Source organism: Candidatus Nomurabacteria bacterium, from assembly GCA_023898665.1.
Classification (GTDB): Bacteria; Patescibacteriota; Saccharimonadia; order Saccharimonadales; family HK-STAS-PATE-42; genus HK-STAS-PATE-42.
In genome coordinates this window covers 399911-423197 of the sequence record CP060233.1, presented here as the reverse complement: position 1 = coordinate 423197, position 23287 = coordinate 399911, and the positions used below count along the sequence as shown (strand labels likewise).

At 36.7% G+C, this 23287-nt stretch carries 22 protein-coding genes and 1 tRNA gene; 16 read left to right on the top strand and 7 right to left on the bottom strand.

From position 1 onward, the window contains the following. Positions 1 to 15: 15 nt before the first annotated feature. Complete coding sequence (locus H6799_02350) at positions 16 to 330, bottom strand: hypothetical protein (protein ID USN97196.1); 315 nt, start codon at positions 328 to 330, stop codon at positions 16 to 18. Positions 331 to 421: 91 nt separating this feature from the next. On the opposite strand from H6799_02350, the gene H6799_02345 reads away from it, so the two are divergent. Beyond that, positions 422 to 498: transfer RNA gene (locus H6799_02345), tRNA-His, on the top strand. A gap of 101 nt (positions 499 to 599) precedes the next feature. Beyond that, the gene (locus H6799_02340) at positions 600 to 1223 is read left to right on the top strand and encodes a tetratricopeptide repeat protein (GenBank protein ID USN97195.1); all 624 of its coding nucleotides are present in this window, start codon (positions 600 to 602) and stop codon (positions 1221 to 1223) included. Positions 1224 to 1258: 35 nt separating this feature from the next. On the opposite strand, the gene H6799_02335 is transcribed toward H6799_02340, so the two are convergent. After that, positions 1259 to 2584, bottom strand: a complete 1326-nt coding sequence (locus tag H6799_02335) for a hypothetical protein (protein USN97194.1) — start codon at positions 2582 to 2584, stop codon at positions 1259 to 1261. A gap of 104 nt (positions 2585 to 2688) precedes the next feature. Here H6799_02335 and H6799_02330 point away from each other — a divergent pair, with 104 nt between their 5' ends. The 12 genes from H6799_02330 to H6799_02275 all read left to right on the top strand — a co-directional run bounded on the left by H6799_02330 (position 2689) and on the right by H6799_02275 (position 15454). Next, complete coding sequence (locus tag H6799_02330) at positions 2689 to 3486, top strand: TatD family hydrolase (protein ID USN97193.1); 798 nt, start codon at positions 2689 to 2691, stop codon at positions 3484 to 3486. Between the two features lie 125 nt (positions 3487 to 3611). Next, positions 3612 to 4085, top strand: coding sequence for a hypothetical protein (locus tag H6799_02325; GenBank protein USN97192.1), 474 nt, complete (start codon positions 3612 to 3614; stop codon positions 4083 to 4085). Positions 4086 to 4090: 5 nt separating this feature from the next. Further along, positions 4091 to 5260, top strand: a complete 1170-nt coding sequence (locus H6799_02320) for an aminotransferase class V-fold PLP-dependent enzyme (protein USN97191.1) — start codon at positions 4091 to 4093, stop codon at positions 5258 to 5260. 24 nt (positions 5261 to 5284) lie between these two features. Then, complete coding sequence (locus H6799_02315) at positions 5285 to 5869, top strand: YdcF family protein (protein ID USN97190.1); 585 nt, start codon at positions 5285 to 5287, stop codon at positions 5867 to 5869. A gap of 15 nt (positions 5870 to 5884) precedes the next feature. After that, on the top strand, positions 5885 to 6967 hold the full coding sequence (gene mnmA / locus H6799_02310) for a tRNA 2-thiouridine(34) synthase MnmA (GenBank protein ID USN97189.1): 1083 nt from the start codon (positions 5885 to 5887) through the stop codon (positions 6965 to 6967). Continuing rightward, positions 6967 to 7572 carry a hypothetical protein gene (locus H6799_02305; protein USN97188.1) on the top strand — a complete coding sequence of 202 codons (606 nt, stop codon included), beginning with the start codon at positions 6967 to 6969 and terminating at the stop codon, positions 7570 to 7572. Before mnmA ends, H6799_02305 begins: the two co-directional genes overlap by 1 nt. Before the next feature lie 219 nt (positions 7573 to 7791). Next, positions 7792 to 9408: a CTP synthase gene (locus H6799_02300; GenBank protein USN97187.1), complete on the top strand. Its 1617-nt coding sequence runs from the start codon at positions 7792 to 7794 to the stop codon at positions 9406 to 9408. Positions 9409 to 9444: 36 nt separating this feature from the next. Continuing rightward, positions 9445 to 10014, top strand: coding sequence for an NYN domain-containing protein (locus H6799_02295; protein USN97186.1), 570 nt, complete (start codon positions 9445 to 9447; stop codon positions 10012 to 10014). 130 nt (positions 10015 to 10144) lie between these two features. After that, positions 10145 to 13213, top strand: a complete 3069-nt coding sequence (locus tag H6799_02290) for an N-6 DNA methylase (GenBank protein ID USN97185.1) — start codon at positions 10145 to 10147, stop codon at positions 13211 to 13213. 59 nt (positions 13214 to 13272) lie between these two features. Continuing rightward, a complete protein-coding gene (locus H6799_02285) occupies positions 13273 to 14556 on the top strand; it encodes a hypothetical protein (protein ID USN97184.1) in 1284 nt (427 codons plus the stop codon). A 20-nt stretch (positions 14557 to 14576) separates the two neighbouring features. Continuing rightward, positions 14577 to 15014: an NUDIX hydrolase gene (locus H6799_02280; GenBank protein ID USN97183.1), complete on the top strand. Its 438-nt coding sequence runs from the start codon at positions 14577 to 14579 to the stop codon at positions 15012 to 15014. A 23-nt stretch (positions 15015 to 15037) separates the two neighbouring features. Continuing rightward, on the top strand, positions 15038 to 15454 hold the full coding sequence (locus H6799_02275; GenBank protein ID USN97182.1) for a two pore domain potassium channel family protein: 417 nt from the start codon (positions 15038 to 15040) through the stop codon (positions 15452 to 15454). On the opposite strand, the gene H6799_02270 is transcribed toward H6799_02275, so the two are convergent. Continuing rightward, entirely contained in the window at positions 15446 to 15742 is a 297-nt protein-coding gene (locus H6799_02270) for a rhodanese-like domain-containing protein (protein ID USN97181.1), read from the bottom strand. The two genes, H6799_02275 and H6799_02270, sit on opposite strands and share 9 nt — an antisense overlap. Before the next feature lie 16 nt (positions 15743 to 15758). Between H6799_02270 and H6799_02265 the strand changes: the two genes are divergently transcribed. Next, positions 15759 to 16547: a DUF1295 domain-containing protein gene (locus tag H6799_02265; protein USN97180.1), complete on the top strand. Its 789-nt coding sequence runs from the start codon at positions 15759 to 15761 to the stop codon at positions 16545 to 16547. Here the strand turns inward: H6799_02265 and H6799_02260 are convergent. Continuing rightward, positions 16512 to 17012, bottom strand: coding sequence for a hypothetical protein (locus tag H6799_02260; protein ID USN97179.1), 501 nt, complete (start codon positions 17010 to 17012; stop codon positions 16512 to 16514). The genes H6799_02265 and H6799_02260 overlap by 36 nt on opposite strands. Positions 17013 to 17089: 77 nt before the next feature. On the opposite strand from H6799_02260, the gene H6799_02255 reads away from it, so the two are divergent. Beyond that, a complete protein-coding gene (locus H6799_02255; protein ID USN97178.1) occupies positions 17090 to 20296 on the top strand; it encodes an ATP-dependent helicase in 3207 nt (1068 codons plus the stop codon). A 6-nt stretch (positions 20297 to 20302) separates the two neighbouring features. On the opposite strand, the gene H6799_02250 is transcribed toward H6799_02255, so the two are convergent. From H6799_02250 to H6799_02240, 3 genes are all read right to left on the bottom strand, one after another. Then, positions 20303 to 20572, bottom strand: coding sequence for a hypothetical protein (locus H6799_02250; GenBank protein ID USN97177.1), 270 nt, complete (start codon positions 20570 to 20572; stop codon positions 20303 to 20305). 8 nt (positions 20573 to 20580) lie between these two features. Beyond that, complete coding sequence (locus tag H6799_02245; protein ID USN97176.1) at positions 20581 to 20910, bottom strand: hypothetical protein; 330 nt, start codon at positions 20908 to 20910, stop codon at positions 20581 to 20583. A gap of 82 nt (positions 20911 to 20992) precedes the next feature. After that, complete coding sequence (locus H6799_02240) at positions 20993 to 23134, bottom strand: ATP-dependent Clp protease ATP-binding subunit (GenBank protein ID USN97175.1); 2142 nt, start codon at positions 23132 to 23134, stop codon at positions 20993 to 20995. Between the last annotated feature and the right edge of the window lie 153 nt (positions 23135 to 23287).

The window sequence follows — 23287 nt, the reverse complement described above, 5'->3', positions numbered from 1 at the left end:
CTATCAACTCATTGCCTACCTGACAGAATACCAAATCTTACCTTCTGTTGTCGTACCGCCAACAGTATATTCTTCACTCACAACATAGCACACTGATTGAGGCCCTCCATGCTCATCAGCATATTCTTGAGCATAATCTACATCTCCAAAAGCCAAATCACCAACCTCATCACTTTCACTGCAATCGTCTGAATGAATTAAAATTGAGTCTAAAGTAATTTCGTCCCTAGAAGCAATCTCTATAGCGCCATATCCAATAGCGCTGATTATTACACCTATCACTGCAACTGCAAGTGTTGATCCTACTACTTCAAAATTTACTTTTACCATATTAATATTTAATATACTCTTTTACTAAGCTTAAGCAAGCTTAAGCGTTAAATTTAATGTTTATCTCTGTTATAATGAGTTATTAAGAATGGCGAGCTTAGCTCAGTTGGTTAGAGCGTCGGGTTGTGGTTCCGAAGGTCGTGGGTTCGATCCCCATAGCTCGCCCCAGATAGAGTAATTTAAAGAGGGTTATTATAAATGAGCTGTACAATCAGCTCATTTTAGCCTAAACTTAATCATAATACCTAGTTTATTAATAAGACTAAAAAGTGAACGAACTATTTACATACATAGCAATTTTTGCACTTAGCCTTTGGCTACTTGCCAGACAGCATGTAGTAGAAAACTACAACACCAATCTTATGCAGGGTCAACTAAGAAGATTGTGGCAAGATGCACACCAAAACTTAGTAAAAAATGATAAGAGTAGAGCAGAAAGATCACTTCTCGCTTTACTAAAACTTGATAGTAAAAATTATGGTGCCTACAACAAACTAGGGATTATATATGCCCAACAAGGCTTAAAAAAAGAGGCAATAGAGTGTTTCGAAATAAGCAGCGGGATTAACCAAAATGCCAGCAGTCTACATAACTTAGGTTTAATATATTTTAATGATGGACAATACGAAAAAGCAGCAAGGGCCTTTGAACAATCAATTGATAAAGATCCTGAAAACCCCGGAAGAAGAATAATCCTAGCAAAAACATTAGAGAAGATGGATGAACCAAAGGCTGCCATAAAAGAGCTAGAAAAAGCTCATAGGCTTAGTCCAGGAGGTACTGCTTCTGCACAACTAGCGCATGCCTACAGACAGATAGGTGCTCCGGAGCTTGCAGAAGAAGTAGAAGAAGAATCAAAGAAGCTAAAAACAATATCATCCAGGTCATCCTAATCTCTAAACTTAATTATTTACTATTAAATATTAAATTAATCTGTTTGCAAAGATTTATTTGGTAACTCGTATATAAATAATGTTGCTTCATTTTCATCTACGCCAAAACCAAATAGACTAGCTGAAAATATCTTATTCTCAATTATTTCACCATTAATACTTATGCTCACTTTAATTCTGTTATTGATTACACGAGTACTCGTAACAGCGAACTTGTCACCTCGACCGTTCAAGTAGACACCAAGCATAGTCTCAGGATCATCATCAATATCTTTTCTATGCTCTAAGGCCAAATCAGTTCTTATGTTTTTAATAAAACTTTGCTTAAGTTCACGATCTACTCCAGCATAAGTTTCTAAAGATCCTAAAGTTTGAGCAAGATACACGGTACCCGATATAGAAGTCCTTGTTTTACCATTTACGCTTACCTGACAGTCCTTACCAATAACTCCAACACCTGTACTATTCACATTATCTTTACAAAAACCAACTAAATAGTTCCCTTGGTCATCTATGCTTAGTCTTTTTAGAATTCGAGCATCCAATGATTCTTTTTTTGTATTATTAACAAATAAATCGACGGCTTCTTTAGTACTTGGATTAGCAGTTGTAACTAACCAATTACTCCCATCACTGTTCATTAAGAAGTTAACTACTCCATAGCTAGTCTTAAACTTTTCTGTAGCTCCGAAGTAGATTATCTCTTCGCTAAGTGCTTCACCATACTGGCTTGGAGTTTGTTTTCCAGTCTTAGATAAAATTACTGGAGCGCCACTATTTGTAACTGCAAGTAGTCTGGAGTCATCTTTCTCTCCCCATTTCTGGCCGTTAATATATATAGTGCTAACTCTTACATTAGTATTTTGAACTATCTTAGTATTCTCATCTCTTTTTGATCTAACCTCATCTCTCACGGTTTCTAGCGCCCAGTGCTTTCCATCCTTACTTAGATTAGAATTAACTAAATCATCACCTCTATACACCTCTTTGCCGTTATAAATTAATCTTTTTGGTACCTTATTTACTGATACTAGGTAATTCTTACCAGAAGTACTGACGGAGTAATCGCTACCATAAACTAAGTTCTTTAGTTCTTCATCACCTTCAATCTTTAACAAAGATATTAAAGGTTTAGGCTCTGGAGTAGGAGCTGGTTTGGCTGGCTCAGGTTTTAACAAAATAATGTATACCAAAGTAGCTAACAAGCTAGCTATAAACAAGCCTACGAAAATATAAAAAACCCTTTTTAAACTATCTTTGTTGTTGGGTTTTTTCTCAGGATCTCCATTTATCATTTGATCATTTAGCCTATGAGATTCAGCAATAATATCTAGCGAATCTTTTTTCTTCCCACCAAACATAAAATTATAAAATAATACCTAAACTTAAGCACAATTATATCAGATAAAAAGTAATATGATATATAAGGATGTATAATAAGTAATCTCAAAACTACAGTTTAAAAATGCTAGAAATTATAGACACCCACTGTCATATACATGAAGATGGCTACCCAGATGCACCAACTGTCATAAAGGCTGGGAAAGACTTAGGTGTAATTAAGTTCATATGCATCGGAACTGATTTAGAAAGCTCTAAAAAAGCGGTTGCTTTTGCAAAAAAACACAAAAAAGACGGTGCTTTTGCATCAATTGGAATCCACCCTCACGAAGCAACTTCAGATAAAATCAATCAAAATTTAAGCTCAAAAGTATGGGCAGAAATGTCAGAGCTTGCAAAAGAACCAGAGGTAGTTGCAATTGGAGAATTTGGCTTTGATTTCTTTTATCATAAAGAAAAAGATGCTCGTGCAAATCAGACAAAGCTAGCTAAAAAGCATCTAGAACTTGCAAAAAAAACTAATCTACCAGTAATTTTACATATCAGAGAAGCTTTTGACCCATTTTTTGAAGTAATAAAAAACTTCCCTAACATTCAAGGAGTAGTGCACAGTTTTTCTGACATACCTGATAAGCTTACCCAAATATTTAACTTACCCAATGATTTTTTTATCGGCTTAAACGGAATAATGACGTTTTCTAAGGTACCGGCTCAACTAGACTCAGCAAGATTAATCCCATTAGATAAATTAGTACTAGAAACCGACTCTCCCTACTTGACTCCAGCCCCTGAGCGTGGTAAAATCAATACCATAAAGAATACAATGCGTATAGCAGAGTTCTTAAGTGAATTAAGAGGCGAAGAGTTAGAGCATTTTTGCAATATCACAACAGCCAACAGTGAAAGGCTCTTTTCTATCTAAAGCTTATGTCAAATGAAATAACCACATCTCCAGAACAATTAGCTACCGTGATTGCTGATATTGGTGATGCTCTTGAAAACCTAAGAATAAAAGTTATACAACAGATTGGGTAGAGAGCATAAGCTATGTTACCAACGGTTCAACAAGCGCTTAAAAAAATAATCCGCTCTCAACCAAATAGTGCAACATGGGCTGCAAAAGTGTTCCAAACTGCTAGTAAGAAAAATAAACTTACGGAGGCTAAAAGAAAAGAATTAATAAGACTAGAGAGCGAAATTGGCTCAAAGCTATTTGGTCAAATTCCAGCAGGACATAGAAGAGAGTTCTTCTGTCTTGATGCAAGAACATGGGTGTGGCACGAAGAGTGGAGTGATAATTTAGATGGTAGCAAAAAAATACACACAGTTAGATACGAAGTGCGTGATAATGGCATTCTCAAATCGGTTAACGGCCAAGATTATGCATGGGTCGCTGCCGACGAGGCTGAAAACTTAGCTCATGCTGCAGTTTTATATCATCAATACGTCGCTTCGCAGGTTTATGGCCAGTCAAGTAACGAAGAAGAACTACCAAAAATGGCTCTAAATAAAGAGTACTAAAGTATATGGCTCAGATTTATAATTTAGACCACGCAGCTGGAGCTCCACTCAATAAAGATACAAAAAAAGCTATCTCAGATTTTTTAGAAAAACCATTCTACAACATAGACTCCTCGTACGAACCTGCGGTAAAGTTGAGAAGATACTTAACAGACTTAAGATCTAAAACCGCTAAACTTATTGGGGTAAAGACTCCAAATATTTTTATAACTAACGGAAGCTCAGATGCGACAAATATGCTTTTTGATTTACTTAGCTCAGCTGATCAAAATTCAGAGATATTAACAACTAACATTGAACATTCGAGCCTAATTGATCAGCTCAATAAGTTTAAACAAAGCGTATTTTTAAGTATTGACCCAAAAGATCTTATTGATTTAACTGAACTTAAAAGTTTGATAACTAATACTACACTTTTAGTTTCTATCCAATATGTAAATAATGAAACCGGACAAGTTTTTCCTATAAAAGAAGTCTCTGAAATTATTAAGCAAATAAAACAAGATCGAATTAAAAGAGGAGTTAAATTACCTATTTTTTTGCATACTGATGCATCCCAAGCAGCTATTACCCAAGACTTGCAAATACCAAGGCTAGGAGTAGATACTATGAGTCTTAATGGCTCAAAGTTTGGAGCTCTTCCAAATTCTGGAATCCTATATTTAAGTGCTGATCTTTTAAGGTTCTTGGACAATAAAAACATTAAGGTCTTAGAAAGAAAGCAAAATCCCCTCTCAGTAATATCTCTTTATCATTCACTAAACAATTCTATCTCTAAAAAAAATACAGAATTAAAAAGATTACTAAACTTAAGTAGTAGCTTTTGGTCAGAATTTAATAAACTTATACCAGAATCACAACTAAATCCCATCGGTTTAAAAATTGGTAAAAAACACTCACCTCATATTTTAAATATTTATATACCAAAAGTTAGTGGAGAAAAACTTGTTATTCTGGCAGGCTTAAATAATATCTTAATATCTACAGGAGCGGCATGCTCCGCAAGTAAAGATAAGCCCAGTCATGTTTTAGAATCTCTAGGCTTAAGTTTAGATCAAATAAATTCATCAATAAGAGTAAGTTTTGGATCTGCAAATAAGTCTGCAAAAGAAGTAAAAAATGCAGCAGCGAAACTTGCTAAACTCTGTCAGAATGAAAGCGTTAAAATTAGTTAAAATTTTAAGCTATAATTATTAAAGATGAATAAACCACTTAAGATAATTCTAGCAAGTGTAGCAATCTTTTGGGCGTTTATATTTGCCGTCAACCTATTATTGATAGACAATCATCCGCCAGAAAAATCTGATTATATTGTCGTAATTAGCGGTGGTGATACAGTAGGTCGTACTAAAAAAGGGATTGAACTTTACAAACAAGCATACGCTCCAAAACTGCTCTTAAGTGGAGATGCAGCAGATCCAAAAAGTCCATCAAATGCCAAAGTAATGAAGAACTATGCGATAGAAAATGGAATTCCGGAAGAAGACATTCTTATAGAAGAGAACAGTAAGGACACAAAACAAAATGCTACAGAGAGTATTTTAAAACTAATTAAAGTGGGGCCACAACAAAAAATTCTTTTAGTTACTTCACCTTATCACTCTAAAAGAGCAAAGATAGAATTTGAAAAAGCCTTTAAGGACCAGACTATTGAGGCAAAAGTTATAAGTGTAAATGCTAAAGACAAAAATTGGGGGAAGTTCTGGTGGCTTAGACCTAAGAGTTTGATAATAGCAACATTCGAATTGCTTAAACTACCAATCGTAATAGTTAGTAATTTATAAAGAATAAAATATACCATGTCTAAAAAGTCTGTATACGTAGGAGTTAGTGGCGGTGTTGATAGTGCCGTTACTCTAGCCCTAATTTCTAAGAAGTATAAAACAAGAGGAATATTCATGCGTAATTGGTCTAAAGATCTTCCCGGCTTTCAATGTCCTTGGAGAGAAGATTGGCATGATGCCCAAAGTGTAGCCCTAAGCTTAAACTTGCCTATTGAGCTATGGGATTTTGAAAAAGACTATAGAAATAAAGTAGTTGATTATTTAGTTAGTGAATATAGGGCTGGCCGAACTCCAAACCCAGATATTATTTGTAATCAAGAAATTAAGTTTAAAGTCTTTTTAGAACATGCTTTTGAGCTCGGCGCAGATAAGATCTCCACTGGCCATTACGCCAGAATCCATCAAGATGAAAAAAAAAGATTCTGGTTACAAATGGCGAAAGACGAAACCAAAGATCAAACTTACTTCTTAGCAAGAATCTCTCAAAAAGCTCTCTCAAAAAGCTTATTCCCACTTGGGGATTTAAAAAAGTCAGATGTTAGAGAGCTCGCCACTAAGCTTAATCTTCCAGTTGCAGATAAAAAAGACTCAGTCGGAATCTGCTTCGTTGGTGAAGTTGGCATAACAGATTTTTTAAAAAACTTTATCGATCTTAAAACTGGTCCAATAATAGATATAGACACAAATAATGAAATAGGTCAACACGAAGGCTCAGAACTTTATACAATCGGACAAAGACATGGTTTAGATTTAAAAACGTCAGCCGATTTACCTTACTATGTTGTAAAAAAAGATACCAATAAAAACATTGTTTACGTAAGTTCAGATTTGAATTCTACCGATTTATGGGTAAATAAAATTACACTTACAGACGTTCATCTACCAACTATTAATGAAAATGAAATAAATGATTATAAAAACTTAACCTTAAGATATCGTCACCTCGGTAAATTAGAAAATATACATACTCTATTGAAAAGTGGAGCAAAAGAGTACATTATTGAATTAAAAGAAAAGATTAAAAAACCCGCTAGTGGACAGACCGGAGTTATCTACACAGATAACCAATGTGTTCTACTTGCAGGCTTTATAAAATAATGCAAATTCCAGAGCTAGAAATAGGAATAGGGAGTCAAATAGAGATTGACTCAGATGTAATAAGTGAAACATACTCGAGAGTCACTTCTTTACCAGGTCCAAAACTATCCTGTGTAGAAGCAATGCCTAAGCTTTTTACCGATCCACAAAAAGTCTGGAGCTTATTGGGAGATTACGGTATTTCGTGTATTGAGTTATTCGACGATAAGCTTAAGAATCATGGCATACCTTACATGATCGAGCCTGTTGCTAAACAAATCGACCATGCAATTAGATCTGGTTTTGAGATGACTATCGCTGCTTTTTATCACTTCAAACTTTTGGGACCAAAAAATACAGAAGATTTTACTTTAGCAGATATCGAAACTATGCCTATTCCTGACCGTAGAGAATCAATCTTCGTAGAAAGTAACATAGAAAAATTCAATACTTTGATGAAATCTCTTAGAATAAACTACGTGACCTCTGGACCCAACTCAGATACAAGAAGGTTAGGTATAGGATACGGTACTTCTGCAGGAATAAGAATACTTCATGAACGCCACACAAGCCTAGTGGTAGATTTTTTTAGACCAGAGATTACAGAACTTATTGGAGTGCAATAATAATAAAGCATAAAAATGGTAACCTAGTTATTAAGCTAAGATCTGAATTAGTAAATAAATAAACCCCACTACAAGTAGGGAGTTAATTCTTCATAATACACCACATCTAGTACCACAACCAAACTTATCACGTTGCTAAGTTTACGTCTAAACTTAAGCACATAAAGCTTTATACTAATAACCTATTGATGGATCTATAGATATTTATAGAAATTACTAATGACTGAGCAACAAAAAATACCCAAATTCATTTTTGTAACAGGTGGAGTACTTAGCGGAATAGGCAAAGGAATCGCATCAGCCTCTATTGGAGCAATCCTAAAAGCCAAAGGCTTAAAAGTAAATATCCAAAAATGTGATCCATATCTAAATGTAGATTCCGGAACTCTTAACCCAGCCGAACATGGTGAGTGCTTTGTAACATTGGATGGTGCTGAAACTGACTTAGATTTAGGTCACTACGAAAGGTATTTAGATCAAGAGCTAACCCAACAGAGCTCACTGATGAGTGGACGCGTCATTAGAGAAGTCCTAGAGGACGAACGAGCAGGCAAATATCTTGGTAGGACTGTCCAATTTGTCCCGCATGTAACTGATCTTATGAAGAAGAAGATAAAAGAAGCAGGCCAAGATTTTGATGTGCACATTGTCGAAGTTGGTGGAACAGTTGGAGATATCGAGGCAACGACCTTTTTAGAGGCCATTAGAGAGATCGGAATAGAAAACGGTCGCGAAAACACATTATTCGCGCACGCCGTCTACATTCCATATCTCGATACATCAAAAGAGTTCAAAACAAAACCCGCCCAAAATGCTCTTAAAGATTTACGTTCAGTCGGAATCTTCCCAGAGCTCGTCCTCGCACGCTCCGAGCGCCCAGCACCTCTTTCTGCAAAAAAGAAGTTAGCCCTGTTTAGCGGAGCCCAAGAAAACGCCATTGCCATGTTGCCTAATGCCGAAAGCATTTACCAAGTACCCTTAAGCTTAGAGCTCCAAGGCATTGGCAACTTCATTTCGGAGAGGCTAGGATTAGGCGAAACAAAAGCAGATCTTAGCAAATGGGAGGATATTACTACTAAAATTGCAAAAAGCAAAAAGAAGACTGTCACTATTGGCATGGTTATTAAATATGCCGACAACGAAGATAGTTATTATTCTGTAAACGAATCATTAAGAATTGCCGGTTGGCACAGTAGAGCGACTGTTAAGATTAAGCCAATAAATGCAGAAAAAATCGAAACAGATGATAATTACCTAAAAGAGGCTTTAGCAGATGTTGATGGAATTCTCATACCCGGAGGTTTTGGAAGCAGAGGGATTGAGGGCAAAATCAAAGCCGCCGATTACGCCTTTAAAAATAAGATCCCATATTTAGGAATCTGCCTCGGCCTACAAGTTGCAGCTATCGCTGCCGCTAGAAGAGCAGGACTAGATTCGGCAAACTCTATAGAATTCGATCCAGAAACTAAGGACCCAGTCGTGCACACTATGCAAGACCAAAAAGGCAAAGAGGGAACCGGTGGCACAATGCGCCTCGGCAACTACGACTGCAAACTAGCAGAAGGTAGTCTAGCTAAAAATATCTACAATCAAAAGCTCATAAAAGAGCGTCATCGCCACCGCTACGAAATCAACTCAAAATATTTAGAAATATTAGAAGAAGCCGGACTTAAGCTTAGCGGAACCAACCCAGAAAGCGACCTTCCAGAGATTCTAGAAGCAGACCATAAACTTAACCACCCATTTTATGTCGGAGTGCAGTACCACCCAGAATTCAAATCCCGCCCAAACAACCCCCACCCACTATTCTTGGGACTAATCCAAGCGTTGCTATAATCTAACTCATATATATCCCTAAAAGATACCTATTTTATGAACAATTCCCGAAAAACCAGCAAAACAGTTTACGTTTTTATAGATGCCTCTAATCTCTGGGCAGTACAAAAAGCTAAGGGCAGGATGTTTGACCTATCTAAGCTTAAAAGTTTTCTAAAAACCGAACATAATGCGAGTAGAATTGTGGTGTACTACTACGATGCGTACCCACTTCAAAAAACAAGAGAGTATAGTATAGAAGGCAAATTTAAGTTCTACGTCTACCTTCAAAAAGCACTAAAGTTTATTGTTCGAAAGAAACCACTTAAACAGATCAAGGTAACCTCTAGCAAAAGGATAGTTATTGAAGAAAAAGGAAACATGGATGTAGAGATGGCTATAGACTTTATAAATAAAATTGATAAATACAATGAGGCAATACTCTTTAGTGGAGATTCAGACTTTTTAGCTTTAGTAAGATTCGCCAGAAATAAAAAGAAAAAAGTATACGTTTACTCATCCAAAAACAATATCTCTTCTGAGCTAAGAACTGGAGCAAATGGGTATATAGATATTCTTAATCTTGATGCTGACATATGGGGTAAAGAGCTAAAACATCGAAAATAAAACAACCCTCAGTGATGAGGGTTGCTCTTGGATGTAATTCCCCGACAGTTAGAGACAACTATTGGATACAATTTATTCTAACAAATATTCCAAATAAAATCAATCCAAACGATGCTATAATTAAGCCTTAATGAACCCCCAAGGACTAATATCCAAATACTTAAACGAGGTTGAACGTTACTTCAGCTCAGGGCAAGCAGGCGAGCATGCTTATCGTCCTGCGCTTAAAGAACTCATGGAGAGCTTTGACGACACTAGCGCAGTCAACGACCCTAAGCGCTCCCAGCACGGCATGCCTGACTTTGTGTTTTTAAAAAGATCCAACTCTAAAATTATAAAAGGGTATGCCGAAGCAAAAGACATCAAACCTGACATCCTAGATAAAACTGAAAAGACCGAACAAATGGAGCGCTACCATGGTTACGCGAATTTGTTCTTGACCGACTACCTTGAGTTCCGCTTCTTTAAGAATGGTGAAAAATACAAAACCATCAGTCTCGGTAAACTTAAAGATGGCCACTTAAGCTTAAACCCCGAGAACTCCGAAGAACTCGTACGCGAGCTAAAAGAATTTTTAGAGCTTCCTCCAGAGCAAATTAAATCAGGACGCCGTCTTGCCGAAATCATGGGAGGTAAGGCACGTCGTATTCGCGACAATGTATCGCTGTATCTAGATGACGAGCATGAGCGCAACCAAGAGCTCGAAAAGATGTATAGCATGATGAAGGAATTGTTAGTGCATGATCTTAGTAAGGAAAAATTTGCAGATATGTACGCCCAAACACTCGTCTACGGCTTATTCGTAGCTCGTTATGGAGACAGAACTCCAGATAACTTTACTCGCCAGGAGGCACGCGACCTAGTTCCTAAATCAAACCCTTTCTTACGTAAATTTTTCGATCACATTGCTGGCTCTGAGTTTGATGACAGACTAGGCTACATTGTCGATGAGCTTTGCGAAGTTTTTCAAGTTAGTAACGTTAAAGAATTAATCAAAAAACACCTTAAACTTATTGAATTTGGAGATGGTCAAGGAGACGAAAAAGACCCAATAATCCACTTTTATGAAGACTTTCTAAAAGAGTATGACCCACTAGAACGCAAACGAATGGGCGCCTACTATACACCAATTCCAGTTGTTAAGTTTATGATCAACCAAGTGGATAGAATTCTTAAAGAGGAGTTTAAGCTTGGTAAAGGTTTAGCCGACACAAGCAAAATTGATCATATAACAAAGGACGCATCTGGTAAAAGATTTAAGAACCAAATACACCGTGTACAAATCTTGGACCCAGCAGTCGGAACTGCTACTTTCTTAAACGAAACTATCAAATTCATTTATGAAGGCTTTGAGGGGCAAGAAGGCTGTTGGCCAAGCTACGCTGAGCGTGATTTACTCCCGCGCCTACATGGTTTTGAGCTAATGATGGCTCCATACACCATTGCCCACCTCAAACTTGGCATGACGCTACAAGAAACAGGACTGATGGACTATACAGACCGTCTCGGGGTTTATCTAACTAACACACTTGAAGAAGGCATCCCACGCCAACCAGATCTATTCAGCTACGGCCTAGCAGAAGCCGTGACCCAAGAAAGTGCTAAAGCCGCAGAGATCAAACACGAAAAACCAATCATGGTCATAATCGGCAACCCACCATATTCAATCAGTAGCAATAATAAAGGTGATCACATCCTAAACTTAATTAAAGATTATAAGAAAGATCTAAACGAGCGAAAAATAAATTTAGATGATGACTATATTAAGTTTATTCGCTTTGCAGAAGATCAAATTGCTAAAAATGGCGAGGGAATTGTAGCAATGATTACCAACAACAGCTACATAGACGGAATAACGCACCGCCAAATGAGAAAACACCTCCTCCAAACTTTTGACAAAATTCTTGTAGTAGATCTGCACGGAAATAGTAAAAAGAAAGAAACTTCTCCCGATGGAACTAAAGATGAAAACGTCTTCGATATTATGCAGGGTGTTTCAATTGTATTTATGATAAAATTTGGCAAAAAGAAAAATAATCAACTTGGCGAAATATACCACTCCGAACTCTACGGAAAACGTAAAATTAAGTTTAGTTCCCTATTAAATAAAGACATTAAGTTTAGTAAGCTAGAAGCCCCAGCTCCAGCACACTTCTTCGTGCCAAAAGATTTTATACTACAAAAAGATTACGATAATTACATATCACTTAATCAACTCTTTGTCCTCAATTCAAGCGGAATACATACTGGCAAAGATCATCTTATAATTGACATAGATAAGAATACACTAATGAATAGGGTTTCTGAAGTATTGGCCAACTCTGACGAAAACTATATCAGGCATAAATATAACCTAACAGACACAAGTGGTTGGCGACTAGACAGATTCAAGTCAACCCAAAATAAAGAAGATAATTATCTCAAAATCAAGTTTAGACCATTTGATGAAAGGTGGATACTTTACGAAAGCATGGCACTAAAAAGAGATCGCTTCAACCTTATGAAACATATGGCAAAAAAAACCAACCTAGGCCTTGTGACCATAAGAAGATCTAGGAGCGACAGAGCCTGGGGCTTCATATTTGTAAGTGAACTAATGACCATGGAGCCAACCACGATAACAGCCCTAGACAATAATTATCTTATTCCGCTCTACCTCTACCATAATGACGGAACAAAAACTCCAAACTTCAACTTAGGTGAACTTGCTAAGCTTAATAAAAACTTAAAATCGGAATATCAGCCGGAAGATGTTTTAGATTACATTTATGGCGTTCTGCATTCGCCAAGTTATCGAGAAAAATATAAAGAATTCCTAAAAATAGACTTTCCCAGAGTACCAATACCAAAAGACGACGCCGGGTTTGTTAAGTTTAAAGATTTTGGAACGAAACTTAGAGCTTTGCACCTAATGACAGATCCATCTTTAGAAGATTACATCACAACTTATCCAGAACCCGGCACAGACGAAGTAGAGCAAGTTAAATATGAAGACGGCCAAGTATATATTAATAGCGAGCAATACTTCGGAAACGTCCCAGAGGTAGCTTGGAACTTCTACATTGGAGGCTACCAACCAGCTCAAAAATGGCTAAAAGACCGAAAGGGCAGAAAGTTAAATAATGACGACATAGATCACTACCAAAGAATCATAAAAGTACTAGTAGAAACAGACAAAATAATGAAGCAAATCGGCTAAATAAGTGTCTTACCCTTTATATCTAGTTTTTATCTCACCATTTGTATTAAGCTTATGGTATGAAACCAGATAATCAAGAATTACAACCAACAAAAAATAAAATTCAAAACAAAAAGAAGATCCTGCTAATCGCCTTAGGCTTAGCAATACTCTTAGCGGGAGCAGTGGTCGCCACATTATTAGTTACGAAAAAAGATAATAAAGAGAGTAACTCCAACCAACGGAGCTCAAATAACCAGAATGAAGTCCAGCAAGGAGAGTTCGCCAGGCAATACTCAGACAGATGCGAAAAAAAGGATAGCGTATCCTTTACAAGCTATCCAATCCCGATGGAGCAACTTGGCTCAATCGAACCATTAGGAAAAGTTCAGGACGGGCATGTCACTCCAACAGATCACCAGTACTTAGCTCCACTAAACTCCCAAGCGGCAGATAACACCACAGATGTTGTAATGCCTGCGGACGGTAAAATAGTAGAGATCGGAGCCATGCCAGCCCAATACATTGGAGACCGCCAACAACAAACCGCACCAGAAGATCATCGTATTGTCGTCTCATTCAGCTGCCAGTACTACAGCATCTTCATTCATGTTCACCAACTAGCTCCAGCCCTAAAAGATGTTGTTGGAGATTTACAACCAAACCAAAGCAAACAAGTAGACGTTAAGCTTAGCGCAGGAGATAAAATCGGAAAGATCGGTGGCAACCCAGTTGATTGGACCATGCTTGATACTAGCAAAGAGCTAAGTGGTTTTATAACTCCAAGTCTTTACCAAAGAGAATCATGGAAGATCCATACTATTGACCCAACCAACTTATTCACGGGAGATTTAAAAGATAAAGTCATTGTAAAGTCACTCCGCTCAACAGAGCCATATGGAGGAAAGATTGATTACGATCAAGCCGGAAAATTAGTCGGAAACTGGTTCCAAGAAGGCACAAATGGATACGAAGGAGTAAATATGGAACGATACTGGGATGGACACCTATCAATAGCTCCAGATTACATTGACGCAGATTCAACAGTCATATCCATCGGAAACTGGACCGGCAAGGCAGATCAATTTACAGTTAAGTCTGGACCAAAACCAGAGGAAGTGACTCCATCAAGCGGATTAGTTAAGTATGAACTTACAAAAAGATCTTACATGGCCCCTAATGGACAGCCTTGGGTAGAATCAGGCTTAGTTAAAGGTATTAAGCTTTCAAAAGAAGGATCAACAGCTGGAACTATACTTGTACAACTAGATGGTGGAGAGAAACTTAAATTAGAGGTATTTGCCGGCAAGACCCCAAACCAAGTCTCAGCCTTCACCACAAACGCCAGAACCTACACCAGATAACCTGCTAAAATTAAAAGCAAATGAAACAAGTTGCTAAGTGCCTGATTTTCGATTCAGAAGGTAATATTCTATTACTCTTTAGAAGCGACACACATCCCAAGTGGCCAAACGAAGGAGATTTACCCGGTGGTGCAGTAGAAGAGGACGAAGAAATTACATTCGCCGTATCTAGAGAAATTAAAGAAGAAGTCGGAATTAAAATAGATCCGGATAAAATCAATATCGTATATAAAAGACCAGTACATGACCCGGACATGAAAAAGATATACTACATTACTGAAGCAAGAGTACAAAACTTTACTAACATTAAGCTTAGCTGGGAGCACTCAAAGTACAAACCCATTAAACTAGACGAATTAATTAACGATAAGACCAACCACAGTACAGACAATTACTTCCAAACAGTGCTAGAATACCTTACAGAAAAAGTCGATTATAAAAGTAATATCCATGACTAAAATCATGGTACTATTAATAAGTAATGAGTGTTAGTAAAAAAGCCCAGGTTAAGCTTAAAAGACTAATTAAACAGTTTAGGATAATTCTTGCAGTAAGCATAGTTTATATTATTGCTGGCAGTTACTTTTACCATCTTTTTGAAGACTGGAGATGGCTAGACTCTATCTATTTTTCGGTGGTTAGCTTAACCACTGTAGGCTACGGAGACGTCTCGCCAGTTACAGATGGCGGCAAAATATTTACAATGTTTTATCTAATCTTTGGCATAGCAATCTTTGGAGCATTTATAAATAACATCTTAAAGAGCAGAGTGGCAAAAAGAACTCTTAAGAGTTACGAGGAGCACATTGTACATTCTGTAGAGGATTCAATTGAAAAAGAGTTCGAAAAACAAGACAAACCAAAAAATATAGTTAAAAGATTACTTAGATTAAAGTAAGTATCTTTCAGTAACTTCTTGCTGATTAATCCCATTTTCTACATTAGTAAATCCCAACTTCTCTAACTTAAGCTTAGCTTGTTGAGCCCGACCTCCAGCCACACAATAAACAACAATTTTTGCATTTTTGTCTAAACTCGATATTTTGGGGTTATCTTCAGATATCTGCCCTACACTAATATTTACTGCTCCCAGAAAGTGGCTAAGTTTATATTCTGACTCACCTCTAACATCAATAAATAAAATCTGATTAGTCTTAGTATCCATATGTAATTTAAATTCTAACATGCTAAACTTAAATTACATGTTAGAGTTTCTTATAACCACACTTATAATTTCCTTAGCTATAAACATAATCGGTTTTTTAGTAGCTTTTAGATTAAAAACTGATAAATTAACTGATTTTTCTTACGCCCTAAGTTTTGTATCTGTAAATTTATTTGGATTATTTAAATCTGGTAATTTTAATTTACCCAACATTTTAATAATTGTGGCCATAACTTTATGGGCAATTCGCCTAGCCTCATATCTACTAATCAGAATAAGAGCATGGGGAAGAGATAAGCGTTTCGATGGGGTAAGAGAAGACTTCAAAAAGTTTTTTATTTTCTGGTTCTTCCAAGGCTTAACTGCTTGGGTGGTTTCTATTGCAGCGTTGCAGTTTATATACCTAAACGATAGTCCCAAAATCGGCTTAAATATAGTAACGATTTTAGGACTTTTAATCTTTGCCAAAGGCCTACTAATAGAGGCCTTTGCAGATATCCAATTATTCAGATTCTCACAAAACAAAAACAATAAGGGCAAATTTATTGACACTGGACTATGGAGTAGATCTCGTCATCCAAACTACTTAGGAGAAATCACAGTTTGGTTTGGAATTTGGGTCTCGACACTACCAGCACTAAGCTCAACTCAAGCAATTATAGGATTCTTAAGCCCACTTTTTATTTTTTTAATGATCAGATTTATAAGCGGAGTCCCAAAATTAGAAAAAAGTGCAGAGAGTAAATGGGGAAGTGATAAAGATTACCAGAATTACAAAAAAAGAACTGGGCTAATTCTGCCTCTCAAACTCACAAGCAAGAACTAGGTCTCTAAGCCCAGTTTGATCTTCATCGGGAGCAACTTTTGTTATTCTACCGTTCACGTCTATACAAAATTGAATAGCATAGTTTTTCCTCTCTTGAGCTGCTTCTAGAGTTATATCAGTACCTATTGGGTAAGGAGATAACGGCTCAAAAGCACATACTATCGTTCCATAGATCCCATAAACAATCATGTCTAATTCAGTACAGTATCTAGCTACCTCTTGAGTATTAATATCCTCAACTCTTGAATCTTTAGGGAACTCAACATATTCTTTACCCATATCTTCACGTCTTTGCTCAGCAGTAAGAAGAGATGCTGAGGCGTAGCCTGGACCCTTTTGAGGAGTGCTTTCATCGTAACCTGCGGAACATCCAAATGTACCTAATAATATAGAGACACCGGCCGCAACAAACGACGCTTTTCTAGATAAACAATTATGTTTTTGATTATTTCCTTTTCTTTTCATAATATATACAATTGTAAAATATTCGGCTATCAAAGTCAATTATTATTACGTGTTTAAAAGGTTTATAATTGTACTTAATGAGAGAGATTAAACTTAACCAAAAACAGCAAAGAGCAGTTGATACCATCGAAGGTCCAGTTTTAGTCCTTGCAGGTCCAGGAACAGGGAAGACTCAACTTCTTTCAAGTAGAGTGGCAAATATCTTAAGCTTAACTGATGTTAACCCAGGCAGTATCTTATGTCTGACGTATACAGAGGCCGGAGTATCCTCCATGAAACAAAGACTTGCCGATACCATCGGAGCAAGCGGATATCAAGTCTCAGTGCATACCTTTCATAGTTTTGCTTTAGAGGTTATGCGTCACTTTCCTGATTACTTTTTAGATACTCGAGGCTTTCAACCGATTGACGATCTTACAAGTTATCAAATCCTAGAAGATATTTTAAGTAATTTACCACTTAATTTTAAGCTTGCTCACAGAAGTTTTGCTCGAGAAAACAGAATTAGTGAGCTAACCTCAAAAATATTAGAGCTTAAAAAAGCCGGCTTAAAGCCTCAGCATGCAAAAAACATTGCCAATAACAACAAAGCAGATCTCGAAGACTTAAAAGATTTACTAAACTTATTCCCACCTGAGATACCAAGAGGGAAAGAAGAAACAAATAAGCTCATAAAATCTCTTGTAGATTACTTACAAACAAAACAATTAGACCATGAGAATGAAGAACTAGTCCCAAGTTTAAAGTCTATCATCCTAAAAGAACTAACTTCTGCTCTAACAGAAAGTTTTGAAACTAGCAAAACAACTCCAATAACTGCCTTTAAAAACTTTTATTTCGAAAAAGATTTAAATAACAAATGGCGCTTTAAGGATGCTAAATACAATCAGAATCTAGAGGAAGTCGCATATATCTATGAGCAATATGAACAGGCTCTCCAAAAATTTGAGAAGATCGAGTTTGATGATATGGTCCTAAACTTAATTAATACTATAAAAAGTAACGAAGACCTTAAGCTTAATATCCAAGAGCAGTGGCAACACATCTTGGTAGATGAGTTCCAAGATACAAGCTTCTCACAACTTGAAATTGTTAAGTTATTAGGAGACAACCCGACCAATTTTAACAGACCAAACATTATGGTAGTTGGTGATGATGACCAAGCTATTTATGCCTTTCAAGGAGCATCCGTTTCTAACTTCCAAAGTTTTCTAAGTCTCTACCCTGAAACAGAGATTATAACCTTGGATGAAAACTACCGCTCTAACTCAGATATCCTTAGTGCAAGTCTAAAAACATCACAACAAATTGAAGAAAGACCGGCAGGCACTTATGTAAAAGAACTTAGTAGTAATTCAGATTCAGAGAATAAAGAAGTTTCGATCGCAACTTTTACAGACTCAAATAGTGAGCTTAGCTGGATTTGTAAAGATATCAAGAAGCAAATCAAATCAGGAACAAGAGCAGAAGACATAGCTGTTCTAGCTCCGAAACACAAATACCTGCAAGAACTAGCTAGAGAACTTATTGCTCATAACGTTTCAGTTTTCTACGAGACTTCGAGTAACATTTTAGAAGACGAAATAATATTAGAATTAGTAGATTTAAGTAAATTAGTTTTAAATATCGGAGTAGGGGAGTTAACCCATTCTAACAGCTTATTAGCCCATGTCTTAAGCAGCCCTTACTGGCAATTAGAAAACGGCTCAATTTATCGCTTAGCATCTTACGCAGCTAAAAGTAAAGATAGAAAACATTGGCTAGACTACCTCAACGACGGGGCTCTTGGAGAAAAAGGTAAGCAAATCTACAACCTGTTGATTAATTGGGGAACTTTAAGTCTAAACTTAAGTCTAGAGCAAATGCTCGACAAACTTATTGGAGCAAACGAACCAGATGAATCTGAAGATAACCAAAACATTAATATTAAATCTCCATTTAAAGATTTCTACTTTTCTAAAGAAAAGTTAGAAACCAAGCCTGCTCACTACGCCAACTTTTTAAGTAGTCTTTCCTCTTTACGAGATCATTTAAGAAGTTACTACTCAGATCAGTCCAAATCTAAGCTTAATGATCTTATAAAATACGTTGAGCTCTGCCAAGAACATGGTGGAATACGTCTTGCCAGACGCGGACTACATATAAAGCCTAGCGGTGTTAAATTACTTACAGCTTACGGCTCAAAAGGCTTAGAGTTCGATCAAGTCTATCTAATCCACTGCCAAGAAGATGTCTGGAGCGAATCTGCCAGAAGCCGTACAGACACGCTTAAACTTACAGCCAACTTTGCGAGCCACAAGGATACATCAGATGACCGCACAAGATTATTTTACGTGGCCCAAACTAGAGCCAAGGATAGATTAGTTCATACACTCTATAAATTTGACGAAAAAGGCAAGAGTAAAGTAGCACTCAGATACTTAGAGCCACTCAAATCAGAGAGTTTTGTTAAACTTATAGATTACTCCGAAGATCTAATGAGTGCTGAAGAGTCCGCCGAAAGCTATCAACAAAAACTCTTTAATGTAGAACCTAAAGATGAGACCACACAAATTCTAGCTGAAATTCTGCAGCCGATTTTAGAGAAATATAGATTAAGTGCAACACACTTAACAACTTGGTTAGACGAAGAATACGGAGGAAGAGAAGAATTCATCCAACGACACCTGCTCAGATTCCCTCAAGCTATGAGCGAAAGCGCAGTACATGGATCCGCTATGCACAAAGTCTTCGAAAAAATGCACCTAGCAAGACCTAACAATAAATTTTTAAGTTTAGAAGATTTGATTAAGATTTACAGAAAAGAAGTAGAGAAGTGCTCACTTGATGAAGAAACCAAAGATAAACTAAACTCACTCGCTGAATTTACCATAAATAGACATCTTACTAAACTTAACGATCTAACAAAATCAGAAGCCTTGAGCGAAGTAGATATAAAAGTAAATTTCGATGAAGTAAGACTAAGTGGAAAATTAGATGCAGTAATTATCAACAGGGATGAGCAAACAGCAGTAATCAGAGACTACAAAACAGGTAAATCTAAAGATAGAATTGAAGAAAAATACAAGAACCAACTCTATCTATACAAATTACTACTTGACCTAGCCCCAGAACGTCTGCCTAAAAATATTAAGCCTATAGGAGCAGAGCTAGTTTACATAAACGCCAGCGATAACGAAGTCAAAACAGTAAGCTTAAATTATAAAGAATCAGAATACGAAGAATTTAAAAAACTAATCAAACAAGTCTGGCAAGATATTATGATGCTTGGTCAATATAGCTAAATCTATTTATAAATTAGAGAATCTATAGGCTAATGCATCAAGAGCATCAATTGCAGCTAAAGCCGTAGATCCCGACCTATCCATTGTAACTTTAATATTCCTTCTAGCCATATCAATGGGGCACGACGAACAATCTCGCTTACAAAAGTTGTGTAGAGATTCCCCAATTAGCTCAAGATGTAATTTAGGAACATTAGAACCTAAGACCTCAATCGCTCTGTCTATTATTTCGCCACACTCCCCAAAATAAGGGTCTTCTTTAATTAAATCATTCATATTTATTGTTAATCATTTACTGCGGCTATTATTGGGTGTGGGGCAGTGTATGTGTCTCCATCATGCAAATCAATATGGTCTGACAGAATTGTTGAACCAGTTTTAAAAACATCTACATGTCCGCGTATTAATTCAACCTCAACATCACTGCCTTGATTTATCGCAAGACATATACCTCTTGCCATACATAGCCTGCCACATTCTTCCATAGAATATAAATATGATGCTCGTACTTCTGCTATGTCAGATTCAGAACCAACACGACTTATTCGTTCCAGGGCTTTGTCAGCAAATTCTTGTCGAGGACAACCTGCCTCTCCAGTATTAATACCAGTCATCTTTCTTAAATTAAAAAATCTTAAAATTTTACAGTAGGAATATAAGTATAACAGAGGTTGTATATTTATTTCAAGAAATTATTTAACTTAAATGATCTTTAATATCATTGGCACTTAACTGTATGACAACTCCCGGTCTCGCTTCACCTCGCAAAATTCTTTCCGCGACAATATTCTCAACGGTTCTTTGGACAATTCTTCTCATTGGCCTTGCGCCAAGTAGGGGATCATTACCTTCTTTGACTAGAAGTTCTGCAGCCCCTTCCTCAAGAGAGACTTGCAGCTTTTGATTAGCTAAAGACTTATTAACACTTATCATAATAAGTTTAACAACTTCTACCAGCTCATCTTCGCTCAAACTTCTAAATGTAGCAACTTCGTCAAACCTATTCACAAACTCTGGCTTAAATATACCTTGATTAATAAGCTCTTTTAACAAACTATCCTCTAGGCTCTTCATAGAGGCTAAATCAGTACCATTTTTTTGCATGAAGTCGTTAATATACTCAGCTCCAGCGTTACTGGTAGCGATAATAATAGCCTCCCTAAAGCTGACTTGCTTATTTGCAGAATCACGTAGAATACCCTCATCTAGCATTTGAAGTAGTAAGTTCAAAACATTTGGGTGAGCTTTTTCGAGTTCATCCAGTAAAACAACGCTAAATGGTTTTTTAGAAATTTGGGCTGTTAAACTATTAGGATTCGCAGAAGCTGGAGCTAATAAGCGAGATACATCATTTGGCTGACTAAACTCGTTCATATCAATCCTGACCAAATCATCTTCCCCGCCAAAATAAGTGGCAGCTAAACTTTTGGCAAGCTCCGTTTTACCAACGCCTGTTGGACCTATAAACAAGAAAGTCCCGACCGGCTTTTTAGTGTTTCTCACTCCTGCTCGTGAACGTCTCAGCGCATCACTGACAACTTTTACGGCTCGAGACTGATTGATCATTCTCTGATGAATTAAATCTTCAAGATTCAATAACTTATCAGTTTCAGCTTGACCGACACTAGAAGCAGTCTGGACCTTAACTCCATAGTTTTTTTCAACAGCTTGCTCAATAGATTCCGGCATAACCCAACCATCTACAGCATAACTTGTACCATACTCTAAAAGCTTAATGACCTTACCAGGACTAGCTTCGTCCTGTATAAACCTTTCTGCAAGATCTACAGCCCGTTTTATTGTCTGATATAAGAATCTAACCTTGAGTTTTCCTTCTAAAATAAGAACTTGATCTTGAGCGACATGCATAGCTTCTTCTGAACTAACCTCGGACAAATTAATTCTATTTATTAATCCAGCTAACGAGGGATTAGAGTTACTCAATCTAAGCCATGCCTGATCGCTCATTGCTAAAATCAATTGATTTCCGCCAGCTTCTAGAACTTGAGACAAAACTCCACTTAAATCAATTTTTCCAGCACCATTTTCTAAAAATAATTCTGCATCATCCAAAAATAAAATGACATTTTTAGCTCTAAAAGCCTCATTAAATATTCTAATTAGTAGGTCCTCTAAACTTCCAGAACCCTTAGTATTAGCTATTAGAGTACTAGCTTCAATCTTAAAGATTTGTTTATATCTTAAGTTCTGTGGAACAGATGAATCTGGATATAGTAATTTCTCAGCAAGATTCCATACTAAATTAGTCTTTCCTATTCCAACTTTTCCGACAAGCCCAGCATTTAATCTTGAAGCCGCACTTAAAACATGCATCATTTGCTCAAGAGCTTGGCGATTACCTTCAAGTTCTCTATAAATATTTCCACTTCGGCCAATGCTATCACTTATATTGCTCGCAAAACTAGAAAGCAGAGGTGTATAGCCAAAACTTAAATCTCGTCCTATCCCTCCAGTTTTATTCTTTTTCTTACTCTTTTGGATTAAACTTTCAAAATGGTCAAACCATTCAATCGCATGAGGCAAATCTGTATCGTCTAAGCCAATACTACCCAAAACCTGACTTCGAGTATTAACATCCACCTCATCAAGCAGAACTAAAGCTATATAAATGCTTCTGACTAATCCTCCTGTTGATAAATTGTATTTTGATGTTTGAGAAATATTGTATGCCTTTTCAAGAACTGAAGAAATACTAATATCCTCTGGATTTTTAGCCTCAAGCATTATTCCGATTGTCTTTGGACTTATAGAAAATCTTGTAGACAAGAATCTGCCGCCAAAACTTTTTCTAAAGCACTCAAAGAGAGCCGAGATCATTACCATGTAAGTTTGATAGTAAATCTTGCTCTAATAAATCCGCGATTTCTTTAGGATCTTTAATAGCTTTTATCTCTTTTAGGCATAATGTGTAATAAAGCCATATCATTAACCAAATTATTGATGGGATTATAAATAAAAAACCTAGACTGC